At 41.7% G+C, this 17,658-nt stretch carries 18 protein-coding genes; 3 read left to right on the top strand and 15 right to left on the bottom strand.

Annotated elements, in window-relative coordinates:
• Nucleotides 1-406: 406 nt before the first annotated feature.
• A complete protein-coding gene (locus NYE63_RS07705; RefSeq protein WP_342604699.1) occupies nt 407-2,566 on the bottom strand; it encodes a PAS domain S-box protein in 2,160 nt (719 codons plus the stop codon).
• A 275-nt stretch (nt 2,567-2,841) separates the two neighbouring features.
• Between NYE63_RS07705 and NYE63_RS07700 the strand changes: the two genes are divergently transcribed.
• Together NYE63_RS07700 and NYE63_RS07695 are read left to right on the top strand one after the other, a co-directional pair.
• Nucleotides 2,842-3,867, top strand: coding sequence for an acyltransferase family protein (locus tag NYE63_RS07700; RefSeq protein ID WP_342604698.1), 1,026 nt, complete (start codon nt 2,842-2,844; stop codon nt 3,865-3,867).
• Nucleotides 3,868-4,069: 202 nt separating this feature from the next.
• Entirely contained in the window at nt 4,070-5,830 is a 1,761-nt protein-coding gene (locus NYE63_RS07695) for a B12-binding domain-containing radical SAM protein (RefSeq protein ID WP_342605704.1), read from the top strand.
• 37 nt (nt 5,831-5,867) lie between these two features.
• Here NYE63_RS07695 and NYE63_RS07690 read toward each other — a convergent pair whose 3' ends face one another.
• Nucleotides 5,868-6,014, bottom strand: a complete 147-nt coding sequence (locus tag NYE63_RS07690; protein ID WP_342604697.1) for a hypothetical protein — start codon at nt 6,012-6,014, stop codon at nt 5,868-5,870.
• Nucleotides 6,014-6,172: a hypothetical protein gene (locus tag NYE63_RS07685; RefSeq protein WP_342604696.1), complete on the bottom strand. Its 159-nt coding sequence runs from the start codon at nt 6,170-6,172 to the stop codon at nt 6,014-6,016. The genes NYE63_RS07690 and NYE63_RS07685 overlap by 1 nt, the downstream gene beginning before the upstream one ends.
• Nucleotides 6,173-6,294: 122 nt before the next feature.
• On the opposite strand from NYE63_RS07685, the gene NYE63_RS07680 reads away from it, so the two are divergent.
• Nucleotides 6,295-6,630, top strand: a complete 336-nt coding sequence (locus NYE63_RS07680) for a DUF3905 domain-containing protein (RefSeq protein ID WP_063232031.1) — start codon at nt 6,295-6,297, stop codon at nt 6,628-6,630.
• Nucleotides 6,631-6,701: 71 nt separating this feature from the next.
• Here NYE63_RS07680 and NYE63_RS07675 read toward each other — a convergent pair whose 3' ends face one another.
• The 12 genes from NYE63_RS07675 to NYE63_RS07620 all read right to left on the bottom strand — a co-directional run bounded on the left by NYE63_RS07675 (nt 6,702) and on the right by NYE63_RS07620 (nt 17,563).
• Entirely contained in the window at nt 6,702-7,679 is a 978-nt protein-coding gene (locus NYE63_RS07675; protein ID WP_342604695.1) for a zinc-binding dehydrogenase, read from the bottom strand.
• A 16-nt stretch (nt 7,680-7,695) separates the two neighbouring features.
• Nucleotides 7,696-8,475: an enoyl-CoA hydratase gene (locus tag NYE63_RS07670; protein ID WP_342604694.1), complete on the bottom strand. Its 780-nt coding sequence runs from the start codon at nt 8,473-8,475 to the stop codon at nt 7,696-7,698.
• Between the two features lie 17 nt (nt 8,476-8,492).
• The gene (locus NYE63_RS07665; protein WP_342604693.1) at nt 8,493-9,272 is read right to left on the bottom strand and encodes an SDR family oxidoreductase; all 780 of its coding nucleotides are present in this window, start codon (nt 9,270-9,272) and stop codon (nt 8,493-8,495) included.
• A 28-nt stretch (nt 9,273-9,300) separates the two neighbouring features.
• Nucleotides 9,301-10,059 (bottom strand): 2-phosphosulfolactate phosphatase, encoded by a 759-nt coding sequence (locus tag NYE63_RS07660; protein WP_342604692.1) that lies wholly within the window; start codon nt 10,057-10,059, stop codon nt 9,301-9,303.
• Nucleotides 10,060-10,063: 4 nt separating this feature from the next.
• On the bottom strand, nt 10,064-11,125 hold the full coding sequence (locus NYE63_RS07655; protein ID WP_342604691.1) for a phosphotransferase family protein: 1,062 nt from the start codon (nt 11,123-11,125) through the stop codon (nt 10,064-10,066).
• 30 nt (nt 11,126-11,155) lie between these two features.
• Nucleotides 11,156-11,557 (bottom strand): thioesterase family protein, encoded by a 402-nt coding sequence (locus tag NYE63_RS07650; RefSeq protein ID WP_342604690.1) that lies wholly within the window; start codon nt 11,555-11,557, stop codon nt 11,156-11,158.
• Nucleotides 11,558-11,572: 15 nt separating this feature from the next.
• On the bottom strand, nt 11,573-12,352 hold the full coding sequence (locus tag NYE63_RS07645; RefSeq protein ID WP_342604689.1) for an enoyl-CoA hydratase: 780 nt from the start codon (nt 12,350-12,352) through the stop codon (nt 11,573-11,575).
• Nucleotides 12,349-13,236 (bottom strand): 3-hydroxyacyl-CoA dehydrogenase family protein, encoded by an 888-nt coding sequence (locus NYE63_RS07640; RefSeq protein ID WP_342604688.1) that lies wholly within the window; start codon nt 13,234-13,236, stop codon nt 12,349-12,351. The genes NYE63_RS07645 and NYE63_RS07640 overlap by 4 nt, the downstream gene beginning before the upstream one ends.
• 43 nt (nt 13,237-13,279) lie before the next feature.
• Nucleotides 13,280-13,843, bottom strand: a complete 564-nt coding sequence (locus NYE63_RS07635) for a TetR/AcrR family transcriptional regulator (RefSeq protein WP_342604687.1) — start codon at nt 13,841-13,843, stop codon at nt 13,280-13,282.
• Between the two features lie 72 nt (nt 13,844-13,915).
• A complete protein-coding gene (locus NYE63_RS07630) occupies nt 13,916-15,526 on the bottom strand; it encodes a long-chain fatty acid--CoA ligase (protein WP_342605703.1) in 1,611 nt (536 codons plus the stop codon).
• 37 nt (nt 15,527-15,563) lie between these two features.
• Nucleotides 15,564-16,337, bottom strand: a complete 774-nt coding sequence (locus NYE63_RS07625) for an SDR family oxidoreductase (RefSeq protein ID WP_063232040.1) — start codon at nt 16,335-16,337, stop codon at nt 15,564-15,566.
• Complete coding sequence (locus tag NYE63_RS07620; RefSeq protein ID WP_342604686.1) at nt 16,334-17,563, bottom strand: acyl-CoA dehydrogenase family protein; 1,230 nt, start codon at nt 17,561-17,563, stop codon at nt 16,334-16,336. The genes NYE63_RS07625 and NYE63_RS07620 overlap by 4 nt, the downstream gene beginning before the upstream one ends.
• Nucleotides 17,564-17,658: the final 95 nt, after the last annotated feature.

The following is a 17,658-nucleotide window of genomic DNA, read 5'->3' as shown; positions in this document are numbered from 1 at the left end:
AAAGAAGTATTACAAAATATGCCTTATATGTAAATAGATTCGCAAAAAAAGACAAAACTTCTTAAATTGCGATAAGGCTTTACCCACCAGCAGACAGGATATGACGGAAATTTCTAAGCATAAACCTCTTATATTGGTTAGGAAGATTTCATATGAAGCCAGCTCTGAAAATCGATTCGAAAACTCCCCAATTTGGATGTCATTATTTGTTTCCGCTTAATTATTTCGGCCAGTTTCCCTTTAATGGGAGCACAATATTTTTCATGGTTACAACCTCAATTGTGATTCCATGATAATAAATGATCGAACAAAAAAAAGGAGTCCGAAAAGGATTCCCCATTAACTAATGAAAATTTCATATGCTTTCTGTTAACTTAAGAAAGGTTTTAGAACATTCCCTTCTGCATTACTTGAATGGCAAATAAATATGAAAGCTCGTCCCTTTTCCCACTTCGCTTTCCACTTCTATATAGCCATTGTGCTCTTCAATGATTTTATAGCTGACCATGAGCCCCAGCCCGGTTCCCCTATCCTTAGTCGTATAAAATGGTTCACCCAATTTTTTTAGCATTTCCGTTGAAATCCCCATGCCTTGGTCGGTAATTGAAATGCAAACGTATTTCTCTGAAAATCGGCTTGTTTTAATATGAACAGATCCGCCATCCGGCATGACTTCCAATCCATTTTTGATGAGGTTAATGAACACTTGCTTTAACTGGTTCGCTTCACATAAAACCTTGAATTCATCTTCTTCAAAGTCTGTTTCGAATTGAATATTTTCCAACAGTGCCTGAGCGGCCAGTAATTCTAGTGTCTCTCTCAATATGGTATGAACATCCTGTTTGAAAATTTTTAGCGCCTGCGGCTTTGCCAGTACCAAAAATTCCGTGATAATGGTTTCGATTCGCTTAATTTCGGATGTAATCACATGAAAATATGTGGAAAACTCCCCTTTAACACCATCCTCAAGCAACTGGATAAAACCTTTTAAGGCTGTCATTGGATTCCTGATTTCATGAGCAATCCCGGCCGCCAGTTCACCAACGACATTCAAAGTATCCGATTTTCGAATTTGTTCCTGCATTTCGAGATTTTTACTCACATCACGGAAAATGCTTAAATTCAGGTTCGAATATAAATTTTTCCTCGTCAAAAATTCAATATGCTTAACTCTTCCATCTTCGAATGTTATCGGAATGATGGAAGAGTAGACCTCATGCTTATAAACATTTTCAATGTGAGCGTTCAAGACAGGAGCATTTTCAGGAATCTTTTCGATGAATCCCTTTACAGATAAAGAGAGCAGTTTACGCTTCGAAATCTCCAATATTTTCTGACCCGCTTCATTAATATCCGTGAACCCTTCATGATTCCATAAAATCAAGCCGTCTAATGTTCCCTCAAAAATCTTCCTGAACTTCTTCTCACTATCCCTTAATTCCTTCTCAATCAGCCAGCGCTCACTGACATTTCGAAAGATGGTTACGTTATATCCGTCACCTTCATGTTTTTTGGCAGTCAATTCAAGCAGTTTAATTTGGTTATTAGGCATTTTATAAATCAACTCACCCCGCACCTGGGTGTCTCTTTCAAACGTTTCCATCATCTGACCAAAATGGTGATTATTGCTGTACACGTATTTCCAGATATAACTGCCTATCAAATCCTCTCTGCTGGATTCGAATATTTTACATGCTGAATGATTGACCCGAAAAATGATCCCGTCATCATTCCAGAATATGATCGCATCCATGGACTGGTCGAATAATTCCGCAAAAATACGTTCGCTCGTCTCTAACTTTTTTTCTATTATATTTGATTCTGTAATTCTTCGAAGCACCGACATATATAATTCATTTCCTACCGTTGAACTTATTGAAAAAGTAAAATGATGCAGTTCATCCCCAACCTTTATCTCTACCTCTCCTTTGAAGTTCGACCCATCAAAGGCTCTTTGTATGCTCTCATACCAATATCCCCTATAATCTGGGGATATGAGGTCCCTCATATTCTTGCCGACAATCTCTTTTTTCGGGATGCCCAGGACATGAATAAATGCATGGTTCACTTCCATTATTATTCCTGAACTGTCGAATAGAACGATGCTTTCTATGGCTGTATCGAAAATGTCCAAAAACATCTGCCTTGACATCCTTGTTTCCCTTGATGAAGAAACATCCAATGTCACATCCCCCAAACGATAGAACTGCTGTCCTTCGGTAACTGAGCCTATACGTATAAACTCTATTTGCTTAAGGGCTCCGGTATGTAGCTGAATAATTTGCCTTTCACTTTCATTCGAGGTTTTTAGGGAACTTGACACTTCCTGGTTATTTAATGGTATGACATCGAGAAAATCAGTTATCTTCATGGACTCCAGCTGATCTTTCGCTGTTTCCAGCAGGGCACAAGCGGCATCATTGGCATAAGTGAGACGCAGTTCCTCATCAACCCTAATAAAAGGTTCTGACATCGAATTGAAAATGTTCAAAAGCCCTTCGATCTGTTTATTCAATTTTAAAATTTCCCGTTTATATTCCGTTTCATTCTCATAATCGATATTCATATTAACCCCCCTCATCAAAACCCATACTTACCAACTTTATTCGACATCCATATTGATTTTCCTCGGTATTTTTCGAAAATTGGCGCAAACATAAATTCCAAATTTTAACTATACATCAAATTATAGTATATTGAATGCTGTAAAACTTAGCGTTAAGCTTAATTTAAGGTTTTTATAATAAATTTAATAAATATTGATTTTGTACAAGGTATTTAGGGTATAAGAAATAACAATGCTTTCTAGCTACCTTAAAAATTTATTAAATGGAGGCAACAATGAAACAACGTGATTTTTTCTTCGATAACGCCAAGTTCATTCTCATGGCTTTTGTCGTCTTTGGACATTTGCTGAATACGTATATACATGACAGTGAAACGATATATGCTTTATATAAAACCATTTATTCCTTTCACATGCCTGCCTTTATCCTTGTTTCAGGGTTCTTTGCGAAAGGTTTTTATCAAAAAGGGTATTTAGGTAAAATTACTAAAAAGCTGATTTTACCCTACATCATTTTCCAATTGATATATACCGTTTACTATTATTTCTTATATGAACGTTCTGCCATCACTGTAGACCTGCTTGACCCCCAATGGTCGCTATGGTTCTTGATCAGTTTATTTTGTTGGAACATCATGCTGCTTGGTTTCTCAAAGCTAAAGCCATCAGTAGGCATAGGTTTATCTATTTTAATCGCATTATTGATTGGATATATTGACAATATCTCCAATTACCTTAGTCTCTCCAGGACATTCGTTTTTTTCCCGATGTTTTTGATCGGGTACCATTTAAGCAAGGAACATTTAAAAAAACTATTCACTCCCAAAGTTCGTCTGGCTTCATTTAGTGTCATGTTAGTGATTTTTATCGGTTTTTATTTAAATACCGATATCAATTATAAATGGCTGCTCGGTTCGAAACCATATGCCGAACTTGAAGATGCGACAATCGTGTCCATGTTTAAACGCCTAGGATTTTATGGATTGAGCATAATTTCAGTGTTCAGCTTCCTGTCGTTCATCCCACGCAGACAATATTTCTTTACGAATTGGGGTAAACAAACCCTTTATGTCTATCTGCTGCATGGTTTCTTCATTCGGTTCTTCCGTGAAAGCACCATACAGGAATACTTCAGCAATACAGAGAGCTTTATCATGCTCGCCGGCCTCTCTTTCTTGATTACCGTGTTATTATCAAGTGAAATGATCGCTACCATGGCCCAGCCGATCATCGAATTGAAGGCGACCAAAACGAAACGTTTCATGACCAAAACGAAAGATTATATTAAACAAGCTTTTTAAAAAAACGGATGAAGCATTTTCTGCTTTATCCGTTTTTTAAAAGTCCATTTCATTTCGACTCTTAAGCTGAAAAGATTCCCCTTCAATACCATAACTCATTTTTCAAATGAAGCACGCTATGGTAAAATTACTCGTTAGTGCTTGTTGGCTTAAAAAGACATGTACACGAAAGGAGCCAGGCGTTTCTTTTACGCCCTTTAACATGAATATAATAATCAGTACTCTTAACGCAAAATATATCCATACATCGCTATCCATCCGATATTTAAAAGCTTATGCCCAGCCAGATTATGATGTACAGCTGGCAGAATATACGATAAAAGATCCAATTATGAACATAGTTGGTGACCTTCATTCTAAAAAACCTGATGTCATAGGGTTCAGCTGCTATATTTGGAACATCGAGGAAACAATGAAAGTCGTTGCCATGCTGAAAAAGATCAATCCAGAATTGGTTATCATTCTCGGCGGACCTGAAGTCACCTATGATGTTGGGGAATGGCTTGATCAGATTCCCGGGGCTGATTTCATCGTAATTGGCGAAGGTGAAGTCACCTTCAAGGCCCTTTTATCTGAAATTGAAGGTTCGAATGACTATAAGAAGGTCGGTGGCATTGCGTATCGTCAGGATGGAAAAAAAATCATCCAGCCTCAGAACGGCAAGATTGATTTGAAATCCCTCCCTACTCCATATCGTTTGGAGGAAGACCGTGGCGACCTATCTAAACGTGTCACCTATATCGAAACTAGCCGAGGGTGCCCGTTCAGCTGCCAATTTTGCCTTTCATCGATTGAAGTGGGTGTCAGGTATTTTGATCGTGAAAAGATTAAGGAAGATATCAGGTACCTTATGGCTAATGGCGCAAAGACCATTAAGTTCGTTGATCGAACCTTCAATATTAGCCGAAGCTATGCCATGGAAATGTTTCAATTCTTAATCGATGAACATCTTCCCGGTGTGGTTTTCCAATTCGAGATCACGGCGGACATCATGCGTCCGGAAGTTATCCAGTTCTTGAACGATAATGCACCTGCAGGACTGTTCCGCTTTGAAATTGGGGTACAATCGACGAATGATCATACGAATGATCTAGTAATGAGAAGGCAGAACTTCGAAAAACTGACCAGAACCGTAACCATGGTAAAAGAAGGGCAGAAAATTGATCAGCATTTAGACCTTATTGCCGGTTTACCAGAAGAAGATTATCATTCTTTCAGAAAAACTTTCAATGATGTTTTTGAGCTCAGACCTGAAGAGATGCAGCTTGGTTTCTTAAAGATGCTTCGTGGCACTGGCTTACGGATACGTGCCGATGAACATCAATATATATACAGCGAACATGCTCCCTATGAAATCCTAGGAAATAATGTTTTATCCTTTGATGACATTGTCCGTATTAAACAAGTTGAAGATGTCCTTGAAAAATACTGGAACGATCATAGAATGGATCATACTACGGAATATCTTGTCAAAACGGTATTTCAATCACCATTCGACTTCTTTCAAGATTTCGGTACCTATTGGGATGAACAAGGTTGGTCACGAATCGGACATCAGCTAGAAGACTTGTTCAGACGTTTACAGCAGTTTTTGGCTTCCCGGGAATCTGCTGAACTGAAAAACATTATCGGGCTCATGAAATTGGATTATTTTACGAATCAAAAATACAAACCACGTAAACCTTGGTGGGAAGCTTCATTAGATAAAATTGGGCGGAAAGAGATATATGAAGATATTCTGAATAAGCCTGAGCAGCTTGGTTCCTCTTTCACAGCTTTGGAACTTAATGAAAAAGAAATACACAAACACACATTGCTCGAGGCACTTCCCTTTGATTTGGAAACTTATTTAGCTGAGGGAACAATTGTCGAGAAACCATCGTTCATGCTTGCCTATTTCGATCCGAGTGGTAAGGGCTCAACGATTTTCCCTCTCTCAAAATCCGGTAGCATCATTTTTTAAGAATAAGGACGGACCCAAGAATTGGGTCCGTCCTTATTTACTTATCACTATCACGTTTTTTATTTTCTTTAGACAAAATTTCATAAATTTTGGTTGCATTCATATCGCCGCTGAATTCAATTCCAAATTCAGTTCGTACATGTTTTCCCATCATTTCCTGGCTGTTCTGTTTTTCTTTATCCATTAACTTCTTCCTTTTCTGCCTTGCTTTGAATTACGGTTGGCACCTTTCATTGCGTTTTCCTCCACTGCGAACTCATTGGAAAATTCATTTTCTGCTTGGTTTCTTTTTGGCGTTTTACTTGCTTTGACAGCACCATCCACATTGGCTTTCCGTTTCATTTTCATCCACCCTTTTTAATATAGTTTACTTTTTAGAATGGGGTAAAAATGCCTGAAATTATTCAGGGATAATATAGGGACAGACGAGAAAAATAACCTTAAAACGAAAAGGGAGACACTATATGAAAAAGAAATTGGATTCACCAATTGTCGACGATACACAACCACACCAAATTAACGCACCAAGCTTTAAAGGAACCGGCATAAAACCACAAGCTCCATTCGTCAATGATTATGGAGTCGTCATTGGCGACAGTAAATATGCATCTGAAAACTCACCACTCGAAAATTGGAGCGAAGATACAGACCCGGAAATCATGGCTGGAGACGAATGGATACACCCCACCAATGATATAGGGTGGAATTCAACTGAAAACCGTGAACTGTTAGAGGCTAAAAAAGCACCGCAGCCGCCTTTCATGCATCCCGATAAAGATGTTAGCACTGATACGGATTGAGTCGTTCCAGAAGGTCAAATGACAGTGAAATCTCATTAACCTACAAGGGGTGCATCACATACCCCTTATTCTCATTTAACCTGCAAAATCAACTTCCCTTTCGTTTGACGGGCGTTCATTTCCTCATGAACAGCTGCAGCCTTTTCAATTGGGTAGATACCGCCGATAGTTAGCTTAAGCTCCCCAGACGCGACGTAAGAAAAAAGGTCTTCAATGCTAGGCAACAGCAAATCTGGCTGTTTCATGATCTGTGGCAGGAAAAAACCTACGACGCATTGATTGCGCCTCATTAATTGCTGCGGGTTCATCGTATAAGGCTTACGACTGGCATTACCAAAAACAACAAGACGTCCAAATGGGGCCAAACATTTCAATGTTTTATTGAAAATATCCCCTCCAGCCATTTCCAGCGCCACATCTACTCCCTTTCCTCCCGTGACCTCACGGACTTTCATTTCCCAGCCTTCTTTCGTGTAATCGATAAGTTCATCTGCCCCCATCTCTTTAGCGAGTTCCAACTTTTCCACTGTACTGGCGGTGGCTATCACTTTTCCAGCCCCGAAGATTTTGGCTAACTGTACAGCAATCGTTCCCACTCCACCTGCAGCAGCATGGACCAATACCGTTTCCCCCTGTTGTATGCGTCCCATTGTCTTTAGAATATGATAGGCGCTCAGACCTTGAAGGGGCAGTGCAACAGCTTCATGGAACTGAATGGCATCAGGAAGCGGAATGGCCGAGAATTCATCAGATAGGGCATATTCTGAATATCCACCCGATTCAATTAAACTCACGACCCTTGTACCTGGCTTGATTTTGGTCACCTTTCCACCAACTTCCACCACTACGCCAGCCACTTCCGCACCTGGAATGAACGGAAGCGGCGTAGGTACTACATATTGCCCTTCCCTTCTGGCCGTATCTGCATAATTGACTCCGACACAATCGATTTCAATCAGAACTTCATGCCCAGTTGGCACGGGTCTTTCCATTTCAGTCAATTTCAGTACTTCCGGTCCGCCGTATTCCTCAAAATGAATGGCTCTCATCTTTTTCCCTCCCTTATTAATTTCCTGTAAATTCCGGTTTTCTTTTCTCTTTGAATGCTGCAACTCCCTCAAGATGATCTTCTGTGGAAGCCATCAAGGTTTGCGTGATACGTTCCTGTTCGAGTATTTCATCAAGAGTAGCCGTAAATGAATGGCTAACGAGCTTTTTCATCATCCCATATGCTTTTGTCGGTCCATTTGCCAGCTTTTCCGCTAGCTTCAATGATTCCTCTTCAAGTTGATTGAGTGGATATATATAATTAATGACACCTAACTGGTATAAGCGTTCCGCAGAAATTGGCTCTGCTGAAAAGAAGAGCTGCTTTGCAAGGTGGGGCCCTACTAATTTAGGTAAAAAATACGAGCCCCCTCCGTCAGAGATCAGGCCTACCTGTGAAAAACTCATGGCAAATTGACTGTCATCGGAAGCCAAGATCATATCACAAGCGAGTGCCAAATTGAATCCGGCCCCTGCCGCAAATCCATGGACGGCAGCGATTACGGGAACCTCAGAGGCATCCAGAGCCAATATGCATTCGTTCATTCTGCCAACATGATCATACAATTGACCTGCAGACGCCTTCCCCATTGACTTAACGTCTCCTCCTGCAGTGAATGACCTTCCCGCCCCTTTGATGATGACTGCCCTTATATGTGGTGTTTGTTTTACATCCTTAATCGCTTTCGTTAAGCTTGCAATCATATCCGGACTAAATGCATTCAAACTTTCAGGACGATTTAAAGTCAGGATCATTACATTATCGATTACTTCTGTCAATAAGTGTTCTTTTAACATTTACCCATCCCCTTTTTCTATTTGATCAACCAGCCGCCATCCACCAATAAATCCGTCCCAGTCATATAGGAAGCCTCCGGGGAAGCAGCAAAGGTAATGACATTACTTATTTCCTCCGCTTTCCCCACTCTTTCCAGTGCCGTGTTCCGTTGAATGGACTTTACGAATTTTTCATTTTGCAATCCATCCTCCGTTAATGGCGTTTCAATGAATCCCGGTGATACGGAATTGACCCGAATGCCGACTGCAGCAAGTTCCAGTGCCAATGATTTCGTTAAACTGATTACTCCGGCTTTAGCAGAGCTATAATGCGGGATGAATGCCCCTGCCTGATGCCCTGACAGTGAAGCCACATTCACGATTGCCCGATTGATGGAGCCTTCATTTCCACTACCCGCTCCTTCTTCCATCACTTTCCCCAAGTACTTGGAAACTAGAAAGACACTTTTCAAATTGACATGTTGAATCATATCCCAATCAGCTGCAGACGTATCCAAGAGCTTCGAGGACTTTGATCCACCTGCGTTATTGATTAAAATATGCAGGTCACGATATTGTTCCTTCACATACATGGCCAGCTCTATTACATCTTTCTCGACGGTAACATCTGCAGGGAAAATGTCGGCCACTGGAATCGTGTGCCTCACATTGATTTCTGCTGCTGCCTCCTCCAGCTTTCCTTTCGTCCGCCCTACCAACAACACTTTTGCCCCTTCGTCCGACAAGCGTATCGCTGTAGCTTTCCCAATACCAGAGCCTGCACCTGTCACCACCGCTATTGACTGTGAAAACCTCATCCCCTTCACTCCTTATCTGGATTTTGAACTACGTTTCCTGCCTTTTCAATTCAGCTTCGATCCTTCCATCCACCAACTCCGGGACAAGATCCAACGAACCTTTTTGCGCCGCCAATTCCAAATCGGCGATCAAACTATGTTTGTCAAACAACTGTCCGACATATGATGATTTCAGGATATCAAAGGCATTTTCGCTATTCGTACGATAAAGCGCATTGGCAGCCTTTGCTGCATCGTTGAGTATGAACGAGCCTTGCGATCCAGCAATCAGGCAATCTATCAAATGACCTGCACCGTAAAAGTCTTCCAGACTGAATTCACCTGAATTTCCCGAACAAACGATGATGATCGTTTCTGTTTTATGATGTTTTTTTATTTTTTCCGCAACAGACGGATTATTCAACAAAGATGCGATATAAACCTTTTTGGCAGCTGCTGAATTTCTCAACGCAACCGTTCCATTAGTAGTGGAGAGTATTAATGTTTTGCCGCGTACCAACTTACGCAATAACGTAGGACTTGGATACATTAAATCATCAACCGGCTTTGCTTTTAGTTCACCTGCCACTATGGACTCCCCATGGTCCAATTCCTGGCTTTTCATCAAGGCATCCACTGGATTCATGACCGGTATCACCTGGCGTGCTCCTTCATGAAGTGCTGAAATAATCGTTGTGGTCGCTAATAACACATCCAGGATGACCGCAACTTTCTCCCCTTCTTGAAGCTTTTCCCCATCTATCTCTTCTTTTTTTAGTAGCAAATGAATGTTTTGTATATATTCCATTTTATTAAACTTCCTTCGCAGCTACATTTGCAGCATGAGTGAGTAAGCTTTTAACCGTTTTTTCGAGATTGGAAAAACGGGGATCATTAGTCTGGCCTTTTTTATATCGATAATAGATTTGCTGGAGGATGACAGCTAACTTAAAGTAACCAAAGGTTAAATAAAAATCGACGTTGGAAACATCCCTGCCACTTCTTGCTGCATACGTCTCGATAAACTCCCTTCGTGTCAGGAAACCAGTTAAAGTCGTGACGGACGCTTGACCAACGCCGATTTTGATAAGTTCCGGGTCACCACTTTCCGTCCAGTAGCTTAAAGCCACTCCTAGATCGGCTAGCGGATCACCAACGGTGGACATTTCCCAATCAAATAAACCAACCATCTCTGTAAGGTCCTGGTTAAACATGGAATTATTGATCTTATAGTCATAATGGATAATTGAAGTCTGGCTATATTTCGGGATATTCTGTTGAAAATAATCGATAAGCGGACGAATTTCCTTGATTTCATCTGTCTTTGCTCTCTCATAGCGGGAAATCCATCCGCGTACTTGTCTTTCAATGAACCCTTCAGGTTTGGAGATTTCAACCAAACCCGTTTTCTCATAGGGAATCGAGTGAAGATCAGCAAGCCGATTGACCATGACATAAGAAAGCTGTCGGCACTTTTCAACAGTAGGCTCGATTCCCTTGGGAAATTCGGTATCTATTACAATTCCATGTTTCCTTTCCATTAGGAAAAAAGGGGCCCCCGCAATCGATTCATCATCCGAGAACAGAATAGGCTCGGGAGCGGCTTGAAAATATGGGTTGATTGAGGAAAGGATATGATGTTCACGCTTCATATCATGTGCCTTTGGAGCAACAGGGCCAAGCGGTGGCCTTCTGAGAACAGCCTCCCACTCACCAATTTTCAGTTGATAGGTCAAATTGGAATAGCCCGTTGAAAATTGTTGCAATTCTAACGGTTCATTTGGAAGGTCCAATACATTTTTTCTTAGGAAACCTTCTAATGCACCAATATTCAGTTCTTCGCCGGGCCGAACAGGAATCGTATCGTCCGCCATGTTCTTCCACTCCTTTAGACTTTTGTCATTCTAATTATGAACAAGATGCGTAATGAGCTTTTCTTTAATAAGTTCAGGAATAGGTTCACTTTTTTGATTCAAAAAATTAAAACAGACTAAAACTGCACTTCCCTTAGCAATCACTTCCCCAGTTTGTGAACAGATGATATCATGGACCATTTCACAACTTTTCGTACCTACCTTTGTCAAATATGTACGAATGGTCAAGAGTTGATTGAAATATCCCTGGGCAATAAAGTCACAGTTAGTGGAGGCTAACAAAAAATTCCAAGATTCGACATTCGTCGCTAGGCCTAAAGCTTCAAAAAATTTCATGCGTGCTTCTTCAAGGTATATGAAATAGCTTGTGTTATTGATATGGCCCAAAGCATCCGTTTCGGAAAAACGGACGTTGACTTCCAATTCATGCATAAAACCCCTCCTTGATTAACGATGTACAAAAGCAGGTTTACGTTTATCCAAGAAAGCGGAAACCCCTTCTTTAATATCTTCAGTTTGGAAGATCTCTTCAAAAAGATTCGTTTCAATCTCTAGACCTTGTTCAAGCGTTGCCTCACTTCCTTCATTAATTGCCTTCTTGATTCTCGAAAGTGCCTGAAGTGAGTGCCTTGTCATTCGTGAGGCCAAAATTTTCGCTTCCGATAAGCCGCAGCCCTGCTCAACGACTTTATTGACAAGCCCGATCTTTTCCGCTTCTATGGCACCAAGCGGATCACCGGTAAATATAATCTCTTTTGCTTTTGCGTTTCCTACAAGTCTGGACAAACGCTGTGTACCGCCAGCTCCAGGAAATAAGCCTAATTTCACTTCTGGCAGACCAATTTGAACCTGTGTTTCAGCCACTCGCAAATCACAGGCCAGAGCCAGTTCGCATCCGCCGCCCAAAGTCAAACCATTTAATACAGCTATTGTAGGTTTAGGAAACTGGTCGATTTTCGTTAGGACTGCATGACTTTCCTTTACCATTTCTTTCATATTCGGGTTCCCCATCATGCTAGGGAATTCTTTTATATCAGCACCAGCCGCAAATGCGGTATTGCCTGAACCGGTTATGAGTACCGCAACAGTTTCAGTATCTTTTGAAAGTTCATCGAATGTTTCTCCCAATTCTCTGAATACTTGTTTACTGATTACGTTTAATGGAGGATTATCGATGGTTATGACCGCAAGCTTATTTTCCTTAACGACTCTAATAAATTTTGTCATTGATTCTTCACTCCTTGATTTGGATAATCATACCAGCCTTTCCCTGTTTTCCTTCCTAAATGTCCTTTATTCACCTTTTCTTCTATACAAGCATTTGGCTTGTCTTCTGGATTTCCAGTTTCATTGTATCGCTGCTGCATGACAAAGTATCCTACATCAATACCTGATAGATCCATCAGTTCAAAAGGGCCGATGGGATGGCCTAAAGCTTTCCTGCAAATTAAATCGATATCCTTATAGTCCACAATTCCTTCTTCATACAAATATAAGGCCTCACGCTGCAACGCTCCCAAAATTCGATTGGCTACGAATCCAGATATCTCTTTCCTTAACAAAACTCCTGTCCTATTCATTTTCTCTGTGACTTCCATCGCAAGCTTCGCTGTTTCCTCCGATGTTTGATCACTCATGACAACTTCAACACAATCCATTATTAGAGGCGGGAAAAAGAAATGCATATTAATGAACTTTTCCGGACGATTTGTCACACTCGCAATCAGGCTATTGACGATTGTTGAACTATTCGTTGCAAAAATGGTTTCTGCTGGGGCCAATTGTTCAAGTTTAGCGAAGACTTCCTGTTTCACATCAAGCTTTTCAACAATCGCTTCAATGATCAAATCAGCTCCACTGGCTGCTTTCTCAAGATCGGTGGTATATTGAAGACGGCTAAAAGCAGCCAATTTACGATCTTCAGACAATTTTCCTTTTTGAACCCATTTAGTCAAAATGACTTCCAATTTTTCTTGGGCTGTATTCAACGCTTTTTCCTGAACATCCTGAAGAATCGTTTCGTAACCTCCAAGTGCAGCAAGCATCGCAATTTGATGCCCCATTTGCCCAGCCCCAATTACGGTTATTGATTGAATTTGCTTGTTGGTCATGCCTTCTATCTCCCTTCTACTAACTGGTTAGTATGTAACCTGGTCACGCTTCAATTCCCTGCAGAATCATCCCCATAAAAATGGTTGCAACTTCCTGTTCGGTTTTTTCACCTTCTGGGTCGAACCAATGATAGCTCCAATTGGCCACGCCCAAAATAGCAAACGAGATGATGGATGCATCGAGATTGGAACGTAGTTCTCCGCTCTCGATGCCACTAATCAGCACTTGCTCAATTTTATTACGGAACTCATCCCGCTTTGGAAGGATTTGTGCAAGTTTTTCGTCACTTAGATTTTTCATTTCACGGAAAAAGACCGTTGCGCTGGATTTTTTGGTTTTTATGCTTTTTAAAAGCATCAATACCATATCGAAAAGCTTATCCTTACAGCTTTTCCTAGGTTCCAACATGATTATTTCCTGCTCACTAAGCAACTCGTCTATATAGGCTAGATGAATATCCATAAGCAATTGCTCTTTGCTCGTAAAGTAATAATAAAACGTTCCCTTTGTCACCCCGACCGATTCGACGATATCAGAAATCGACGTTTCACTAAAGCCCTTCTTTTCAAATAAGCGTATGCTATGTTCTGTCATTTTTTCTTTCATGTATGCATCCTCGCAATCTGTTAAAATTTCAGCTGAATTGATATCATACGCTTTCGTACTATCAAAGCCCTCTTATTTCCTGGAAAGTTCTTCTCTTAAAGCTCGCCTTAAAATCTTTCCGACATTTGTTTTCGGTAACTCTTCACGAAATTCAACGAAATGCGGAACTTTATAGGCCGATAGGTTTGCTCGGCAGTAATCGATGATTTCCCGTTCATTTGCCGTTTTATCATTTTTAAGTACAAGCACCGCTTTTACCGACTCCCCTCGGTAAGCATCTGGAACTCCGATGACAACCGCTTCCTGCACAGCAGGATGTTCATAGAGAACTTCCTCCACATCTCGCGGATATATATTATAACCACTTGCGATGATCAAATCTTTTTTCCTGTCGACAATATAGAGATACCCGTCTTCATCAACTTTGGCGATATCACCTGTATAAAGCCAACCATCCCTAAGGGTCACCGCCGTTTCCTCCGGCATATTCCAGTAACCTTTCATCACTTGAGGTCCTTTGACGACCAATTCCCCCAATTCGCCGGGGGCCACTTCTTTTGTCCCGTCTCCCAGGTCCATCACTTTATATTCAGTCGAAGGGATACCAATCCCGACACTCCCAGGCTTTCTTTCGGCAAATACGGGGTTACAATGCGTTGTTGGCGAAGCTTCCGTAAGTCCATAGCCTTCCAATATCTTCGCACCTGATTTTCGTTCGAACTCACGTAGCAGTTCCACGGGCATCGGTGCACTTCCGCTGTTACAGACCTGAATTGAGCCCATTCCATATTCTTCTGCCTTTGGATGGTTCGTCAACGCTACATACATGGTCGGTACACCAGGAAAAGTGGTCGGCTGTTCACGCTTAATCGTTTCCAGCACTTCTTCTATTTCAAATCGTGGCAGCATGATGGAGTCACCCGCGATATACACGGATAAATTCATTGCGGACGTCATTCCAAAAACATGAAATAGCGGGATGACCGACAGCGTTCTTTCAGAGCCCATTTTTAATTCATGCTTGAAGAATTCATACGATTGAACGACATTGGCCAGAATATTGCTGTGAGTCAGCATCGCCCCTTTTGAACGGCCAGTCGTTCCTCCTGTATACTGAAGAACGGCTATATCATTTTCCGGATCGATAGATACGGGATTGATTTTGCCGTCCCCTGCCTTCATGAATTGGTCAAAAGAAGCATCAGGTTGGAAATCTGCTTCCGATGGCTGCAGGCTCACTGCGATAATATTTTTCACATTTGCGTGCTGCTGCACACTTTTGACTTTCGGATATAAACCGTCCAATACCACAATGGTTTCTGCCCCGGAGTCCTGCAAGATATGCTGCAGCTCCCTTTCAACCAGCATTGGGTTGATTTGGGTGATAATGGCTCCTGTTGTCAACGATCCATAATAAGCTATGACGTATTGCGGACAATTAGGTAGCATGATGGCGACACGATCGCCTTTTTGAACACCTTTTTTTTGCAGGGCTGAAGCAAAGGCTTGCGATGCATGAAAAAGTTCCTGATAAGATATCTTTCGGTCATAAAAAGTAATAGCTGTATTGTTTGGATAGGACTGACATGCATTTTGAAGGATTCTTTGCATCGGAAACTCAGGGACTTTTATTTCCTTTGAAATTGAATCAGGATAAACGGAAAGCCATTTTTTTTCATTCATCATTTCATACCCTCCAGCCATATTTACTTACCTTTCATTACTTTGCATGTGACCCCCCATCGACAATCAAGATATTTCCAGTCACAAAATCAGATGCCTTCGAAGCCAGGAAAACCGCTGCCCCTTTCAAATCATCATCACTCCCTAATCTTTTTAGCGGCGTGGAATCCAAGATAGGATTCTTTCCTTGCTCAAGAACCCCTTTCGTCATTTTTGTCGGAAAGAATCCGGGTGCGATTGCATTAACATTGATATTATGCTGACCCCATTTAACAGCTAAATCCTTCGTTAAAGTAATGACCGCCCCTTTACTCGCATTATATCCAACCGTATCGAGCACCCTCGGGTCGGTCCCGCCTAATCCTGCAACTGAAGCGATGTTTATGATTTTCCCATGTCCCTGCTCAATCATGACTCTGCCTGTTGTCTGGCTCATGATAAAGGTGCCGGTTACATTGACATTCATCACCTTCTGCCACGCTTCAAGGGGCATGTCGACGGCAGGTGCCCCCCAGGATGCCCCGCTATTGTTTACTAAAATGTCGATGGCACCAAATTCACGGTAAGTTTCGTTAACGACTTCCTGTACATCTGACGGATTGGTGATATCACACTTGAAGGAAAGCGCCTTGACTCCAAGCTTTTCGATTTGCGAAGCAACTTCGTCGCATGCCTCCTTCTTCCTTGAACAAAGAACGACATTTGCCCCAGCTTCGGCAAAGCCGGTCGCTATTTGTGCTCCCAATCCTCTCCCTCCACCGGTTATGATCGCCGTCTTTCCAGTTAGATCGAATAAGTCGGTAACTTTCATATTTTCACCTCATGCTTTTGTTGGTATTTTCGAAGTTCTATTTTAGCAACTTGTGAGCGGTGAACTTCATCTGGACCATCAGCAAGCCTTAACGTCCGTGCATTTGCCCAATGTGCAGCAAAAGGGAAATCGTCGGAAATGCCTGCAGCTCCAAAGCCTTGGATGGCCCTGTCCAGCACATTCAATGCCATATTTGGTGCCACCACTTTTATCATGGCAATCTCCGCCTTCGCTTCCTTGTTCCCGACAGTATCCATCATAAAAGCAGCTTTTAAGGTCAGAAGTCTTGCTTGTTCGATTTCAATCCGTGAATCAGCCACCCACTCCATGATCACACCTTGTCTCGCCAATGTTTTACCAAAAGCGACACGATTTTGAATGCGCTTACATAATTCTTCAAGTGCTCTTTCAGCAGCGCCGATCAGCCTCATGCAATGATGTATCCTTCCGGGTCCTAGTCTTCCTTGGGCAATCGCAAATCCTTTGCCTTCACCCCATAGAATATTCGTTGCCGGGACCCTCACATTTTCAAAAGTGATTTCGGCATGGCCATGCGGGGCATGATCATAACCAAACACAGGGAGCATTCTCTCGATTTTGACCCCCGGTGTATCCAGCGGTACAAGAATCATTGACTGTTGTTCATGCTTGGACGCCTCAGGATCTGTCTTACCCATGACGATGGCAATCTTGCATCGGGTATCGCCTGCTCCTGAAGACCACCATTTCCGGCCGTTTATGACATACTCATTACCCGACTTTTCTATCCTGCACTCGATATTGGTCGCATCGGAAGACGCCACTTCCGGTTCTGTCATCGAGAAGCATGAGCGGATTTCCCCAGCAAGCAAGGGCTTCAGCCAGCGTTCCTTATGTTCATCTGAACCGTATCTCACCAACACTTCCATATTACCAGTGTCCGGCGCGTTACAGTTGAAGATTTCGGGTCCTATCGACGACCTACCCATGATTTCACAAAGCGGTGCATATTCTAGATTTGTTAAACCCGCGCCATAATCGCTATCAGGTAAAAATAAATTCCATAATCCTTCTTCTTTTGCTTTTGCCGTCAATTCGGATAATACCGGGGGTATTTCACTCCAGCGGCTCTTCTGTGCTTCGAGCTGCTTTTTGTATAATGATTCATTTGGGTATACGTGCTTTTCCATGAATTCCGTTAACTTCTTTTCCAGATTTTTCACCTTTTGAGTATGTTCAAAGTTCAAATTGAATTCCTCCTTTTAAACTTACTAACCGGTTAGTATGTTATTACTTTTAAAGTATATACATAACATTCAGATTTTTTCAACAATTAAATCAT

The organism is Peribacillus sp. FSL E2-0159 (genome assembly GCF_038643155.1).
Lineage (GTDB): Bacteria > Bacillota > Bacilli > Bacillales > DSM-1321 > Peribacillus > Peribacillus simplex.
Note: the sequence above shows the minus strand (reverse complement) of the source record. Positions and strands in the feature narration are given on the sequence as shown.

What these genes read in the sequence shown, in the direction of transcription:
- NYE63_RS07635 (WP_342604687.1), bottom strand. Translation starts at nt 13,843, where the DNA reads ATGAAAGAAAAAATGACAGAACATAGCATACGCTTATTTGAAAAGAAG.
- NYE63_RS07700 (WP_342604698.1), top strand. Translation starts at nt 2,842, where the DNA reads ATGAAACAACGTGATTTTTTCTTCGATAACGCCAAGTTCATTCTCATG.
- NYE63_RS07630 (WP_342605703.1), bottom strand. Translation starts at nt 15,526, where the DNA reads ATGAATGAAAAAAAATGGCTTTCCGTTTATCCTGATTCAATTTCAAAG.
- NYE63_RS07690 (WP_342604697.1), bottom strand. Translation starts at nt 6,014, where the DNA reads ATGGATAAAGAAAAACAGAACAGCCAGGAAATGATGGGAAAACATGTA.
- NYE63_RS07640 (WP_342604688.1), bottom strand. Translation starts at nt 13,236, where the DNA reads ATGACCAACAAGCAAATTCAATCAATAACCGTAATTGGGGCTGGGCAA.
- NYE63_RS07655 (WP_342604691.1), bottom strand. Translation starts at nt 11,125, where the DNA reads ATGGCGGACGATACGATTCCTGTTCGGCCCGGCGAAGAACTGAATATT.
- NYE63_RS07650 (WP_342604690.1), bottom strand. Translation starts at nt 11,557, where the DNA reads ATGCATGAATTGGAAGTCAACGTCCGTTTTTCCGAAACGGATGCTTTG.
- NYE63_RS07675 (WP_342604695.1), bottom strand. Translation starts at nt 7,679, where the DNA reads ATGAGAGCCATTCATTTTGAGGAATACGGCGGACCGGAAGTACTGAAA.
- NYE63_RS07705 (WP_342604699.1), bottom strand. Translation starts at nt 2,566, where the DNA reads ATGAATATCGATTATGAGAATGAAACGGAATATAAACGGGAAATTTTA.
- NYE63_RS07645 (WP_342604689.1), bottom strand. Translation starts at nt 12,352, where the DNA reads ATGACAAAATTTATTAGAGTCGTTAAGGAAAATAAGCTTGCGGTCATA.
- NYE63_RS07665 (WP_342604693.1), bottom strand. Translation starts at nt 9,272, where the DNA reads ATGAGGTTTTCACAGTCAATAGCGGTGGTGACAGGTGCAGGCTCTGGT.
- NYE63_RS07660 (WP_342604692.1), bottom strand. Translation starts at nt 10,059, where the DNA reads ATGGAATATATACAAAACATTCATTTGCTACTAAAAAAAGAAGAGATA.
- NYE63_RS07625 (WP_063232040.1), bottom strand. Translation starts at nt 16,337, where the DNA reads ATGAAAGTTACCGACTTATTCGATCTAACTGGAAAGACGGCGATCATA.
- NYE63_RS07685 (WP_342604696.1), bottom strand. Translation starts at nt 6,172, where the DNA reads ATGAAACGGAAAGCCAATGTGGATGGTGCTGTCAAAGCAAGTAAAACG.
- NYE63_RS07670 (WP_342604694.1), bottom strand. Translation starts at nt 8,475, where the DNA reads ATGTTAAAAGAACACTTATTGACAGAAGTAATCGATAATGTAATGATC.
- NYE63_RS07695 (WP_342605704.1), top strand. Translation starts at nt 4,070, where the DNA reads ATGAATATAATAATCAGTACTCTTAACGCAAAATATATCCATACATCG.
- NYE63_RS07680 (WP_063232031.1), top strand. Translation starts at nt 6,295, where the DNA reads ATGAAAAAGAAATTGGATTCACCAATTGTCGACGATACACAACCACAC.